This window comes from Bacillus sp. FSL R12-0074 (assembly GCF_038005725.1).
Taxonomy (GTDB): domain Bacteria; phylum Bacillota; class Bacilli; order Bacillales; family Bacillaceae_G; genus Bacillus_A; species Bacillus_A mycoides.
Genome location: NZ_JBBOTR010000012.1, coordinates 1 through 4,067 on the forward strand (window position 1 = coordinate 1; position 4,067 = coordinate 4,067).

Below are 4,067 nucleotides of genomic sequence, written 5' to 3' on the forward strand. Positions count from 1 at the left end.
GTTGAATGAACATGAGAAAAGAGGATATGAAACAGCATCAAAGTTTCTTGAAAATCAACAAAAAGAACAAAAACAACAAAGAAAAGAACGTGAAAATGAAAGAGGACTTTGATAGGAGGATTATCAATGAAAAAGCTAAAGAGAAATGCGATTCAATGCCGAAAATGTGGTGATGTAATTGAATCTAAATTTACTCATGATTTTAAGTATTGTTCGTGTCGTTCTGTAGCGGTGGATGGTGGTTTAGAGTATGCACGTATGCAGGGAGATTTAGAAAATATCATTGAATTACATGAGTATGAAGATGAACTAGAACATTAAAAATGCCTTAGAATTGATTCTAGGGCGTTTTTTTATGCTTCTATTTTTTGTGGTTCTTCTTCAGTTTCGATTTCTTTTAGTTTAATAGATTTACCTTTAGCATTTAATTCGACTTCATATCTAATTTTTGAAATGTCTTTCCATTCACCTTTTCCGAAATATTGTGGATTGAGTTGAAAAACTCCTGATTCTATTTTTATCAAAATTCCTTTTTTCACTAATTGATTTATTGCATTTGTAACTGATTGTAGTTTAATTCCTAAACTCGAAGCGATTATTCTTTTGTAGCCAGCATTTATGATTATAAATTGTCCTTTGTTAGCATACGAAACTGATTTTATTAATTCATACATGATTTTACTGATCCATCCCGATATTTCAGCAAGAAACATGATGTTATCAAGATAAACTTTTATGTAGTCGGGTTCTTTTCCATAATTGAAAGTAACGCTTTTTGTTTCTTCTAGTATTTCTCCATCAGGGTTAACTATTTTAGTGTTCTCAACCATTGAGACTTTAGGCATTTTTATATCCTCCCTAAAAATGTTTGAGTTAATAATAACACCTATATAAATTTGAATCAACTCTTATTTAGAGTTAAGTCTAACTGTTAAACTAGAGTTAAAAAAAATACATTTAAAAAGGACAACTAAAATCAAAATTAACTCTTATATAGAGTTAACATTAACCGCTATAGCAGTTAATGTTAACTGCTATAACAGTTAACATTAACTGCTATAAGAGTTAATGTTAAAAACCTAAAAAACATCACAAACCCTTATATATCAAGGACTTAACTAAAAAAACTAAAGAGCTTTTCCTTCTTTTATTTATTATATAGTTTTGATTTTGTTCTTTTTTTGAGTTTAGCAGAGTTAAAAGTTAAACATCTTTATATCGTTCTAAGAACGGCTTTTTTCCAGGCAATGGTCAGGTAGTATTTTTGAGTAAAGAACACTCAAAAATCTCCACCTTTCCTCCATTGCCTGGAAAAATTCGGCTGGTTTTTAGCTTTCGCCAAGCCGAACAGACCAAAAACGAGGTTAAGTTGCTCGACTTGGGCTAGCAATTGTACCAGCCGAACCGCCTAGATCCATCGACCAAAGTAATCAGCTCTTGCCATATCTAGTTACGTTAAATTCGTGGGGTTTAGCCCCCACACGACTAGCCAGCACTCACACCCAAAAACAAGAAGGCATTAAAAAAGAGTGTAGTATAAATTAATATACAAACACTCTTTTTTGTTTAGTTTTCATATGTATTATGAAAATATTTATTATTTAAAAACAGTTTGCAATAACATTGCTTAAATTGAAAAAGTCTAAAAGTGCAGCTTTAGTATCTCCAGCTAGTCCACTAGATGCTTTATTTAAAGCTTTTTTTATTGAATCATTTCTAGAAAATCCATTATAACGATATGAATCATAATATTTTTTGATTTTAGAAACTGCATTTGCAGTTCCTCCAAGAGCTTTAAGTGCCGATTTAACTTTTAATATTTTAGTAAATGGAATACCATTACTAACAAGTGCTACTCCAACAGCTCCAATACAAGCTGAAGCGCTAAATGATTGTATATTTTTAGATTTAGCAGGATCAATTTCATTAAAGATTAAATTTTCCTTATTATCAATGCTTACATAATATCCTGTTTTATTTTGTAACCATTCTGCAGTTTTTTGTGGGCCTTGTTCTACTACACTATTAGGGATATTTTCAATTGCTTGCAAGATAGTTTTTGATTGACTAAACATTTCATTATCAATTGCTTGTTGCTGTTGTTGTTCTACTTTTGCATTTTTTGTTTCAGCTGCAAAGGAAATTCCAGGAACTACAGAACTAAATAAGAAAGTACCGATTAATACAGGCAAAAATTTCTTTTTAAACATTTACATTACCCCTTTTTATTTTAATTTTCATACAATCATATATTACCATATTTGGGGAAAATATGGTATATTAATAGAGTAAATATATAGAAGGAGGGACTTTTATGCTTAAATTTATAAAAGAAAAGTTAGCATTAATAGGTGCTCTTTGTTTATTTATTATTACTATTGTAAATTATACAGTAAGTAATGAAGCGGTAACTGGTGTAGTTAGCATTTCATTATTTATTTTTGTATTAATTTTATACATTGTTTCTAGAAATGCTAAAGTATCTTGAAATTAATAGATTTGATTCCTAAATATTTGGCATAATGACAAAGCGATTATGCCGCGAAAGTTTCTTTACCATGAGGGGAACCCTCATGCAAACTACGGGAGGTGGCCCCACAGGGCGGTTTTTGACCGGTGGGGTTGCCTTCGGGAGTTTGAGGGTTTAGAGGCTCGTGGTCAAGAAAACGTGGAATAAATAGCGTTCATGGGAGAACAACTATTTATTCCACGTTTTTTGTTTTTATATGGGGTCTGGGGAAGAGTTCCCCAGTGGGTTTGGGCAATGCCCAAGGTCTTTATTCGGCTTGCCGAATAGCCCCGCAGGGCACACCTTTACGATAGTAAAGTATAGTGTGCTATACTTTACATGGAAGTCCACCGAAAAACAGGGGTGAAGTCTATATACTTTATATGGTTCTAAGGACTGATAAGGACGTAGAACCATGGAAAAAGAGGTGAAAAATGAGTTTTGCAATTTGCCGAATGCAGAAATTTAAAATGCGAGATGTGAAAGGAATTCAGATTCATAATCAGCGAGAAAAAGAAAGTCACACAAATCATGATATTGAGCTGGATCGAACACAATTGAATTACGATTTACATAATGATGGCCACATTGATTATTTGAAAACAGTGAAAGATAAGATTGAACAAAATGTAGAGACCAATCGAGCGATTCGAAAAGATGCGGTTGTGATGTGTGAGTTTGTCGTTACAAGTGATAGAGAATTTTTTGATGTATTAGATATGGTTGATCCAGCTCAACAGAAGGTGTTTTTCAAAGAAGCGTATAGCTTCTTAAAAGATAGATATGGTGAACAAAATATTGTACACGCAACTGTGCATTTGGACGAGAAAACACCTCATATGCACGTTGGAATGATTCCAGTAACCGGAGAAAATAAGTTATCAGCTAAACAAATTTTTAACCGAAAAGAATTGGTTTCACTCCAGGACGATTTTCATGCTCACATGGTAGAAAAGGGCTTTTATTTGGAACGTGGTGTATCAAGTGATAAAAAGCATGTAGAAATGCGAAAATTCAAGGTAATGAGCGCAAAAGAAGAGATAAAAGCTTTAGAAAAAGAAATGGGACAATGCTTACAGAAAAAAGAAGTAGTAAATAAACAAATGGAACAATTAGAATCTCGTTTGAATCAATTACAAAATGCAGTGAAATCAACAAATAACGTCGATAAGATCGAAGTTAAACACAAGGGTGGTATCTTACGCTCTAAAACCGTTGAAATGAGAGTAGAAGACTTTGAGGAACTCAAAACTAAGGCAAAGGCATCAGAAGCTTTTAAACGTGAAAATATGACGTTACATCGCAAGAATGAAGCACTACAAGCGAGTAATACAGATTTACATACAACAGTGAAGCGTTTGGAAAAAGAAAATGAAGAGTTGAAGCCGTATAAGGGTAAATTTGAACGTCTAGCAAAATTAATAGATGAAATGGATAAATTTTATGAGAAGTTTATTCCAAAAGAGATGCCTAAATTCCATGAGATTATTGGTTTTTGTAAGAGAAAAGTAAATGCATCTATGAATAGATTTAGTTCTCTTAGGTATTCAGAAGAAAG

General features: G+C 32.6%; 5 protein-coding genes. 3 read left to right on the top strand and 2 right to left on the bottom strand.

Annotated elements, in window-relative coordinates:
* Positions 1 to 126: 126 nt before the first annotated feature.
* Positions 127 to 321 carry a DUF7695 domain-containing protein gene (locus tag NSS97_RS30370; protein WP_113708656.1) on the top strand — a complete coding sequence of 65 codons (195 nt, stop codon included), beginning with the start codon at positions 127 to 129 and terminating at the stop codon, positions 319 to 321.
* 32 nt (positions 322 to 353) lie between these two features.
* On the opposite strand, the gene NSS97_RS30375 is transcribed toward NSS97_RS30370, so the two are convergent.
* The gene (locus NSS97_RS30375) at positions 354 to 845 is read right to left on the bottom strand and encodes a replication/maintenance protein RepL (RefSeq protein ID WP_113708657.1); all 492 of its coding nucleotides are present in this window, start codon (positions 843 to 845) and stop codon (positions 354 to 356) included.
* 756 nt (positions 846 to 1,601) lie between these two features.
* Positions 1,602 to 2,210 (bottom strand): hypothetical protein, encoded by a 609-nt coding sequence (locus NSS97_RS30380; protein ID WP_341115412.1) that lies wholly within the window; start codon positions 2,208 to 2,210, stop codon positions 1,602 to 1,604.
* A 104-nt stretch (positions 2,211 to 2,314) separates the two neighbouring features.
* On the opposite strand from NSS97_RS30380, the gene NSS97_RS30385 reads away from it, so the two are divergent.
* Positions 2,315 to 2,488, top strand: a complete 174-nt coding sequence (locus NSS97_RS30385) for a hypothetical protein (RefSeq protein ID WP_174078549.1) — start codon at positions 2,315 to 2,317, stop codon at positions 2,486 to 2,488.
* 455 nt (positions 2,489 to 2,943) lie between these two features.
* On the top strand, positions 2,944 to 4,067 hold a 1,124-nt coding region (gene mobV, locus NSS97_RS30390; protein ID WP_341115417.1), incomplete at its 3' end, for a MobV family relaxase.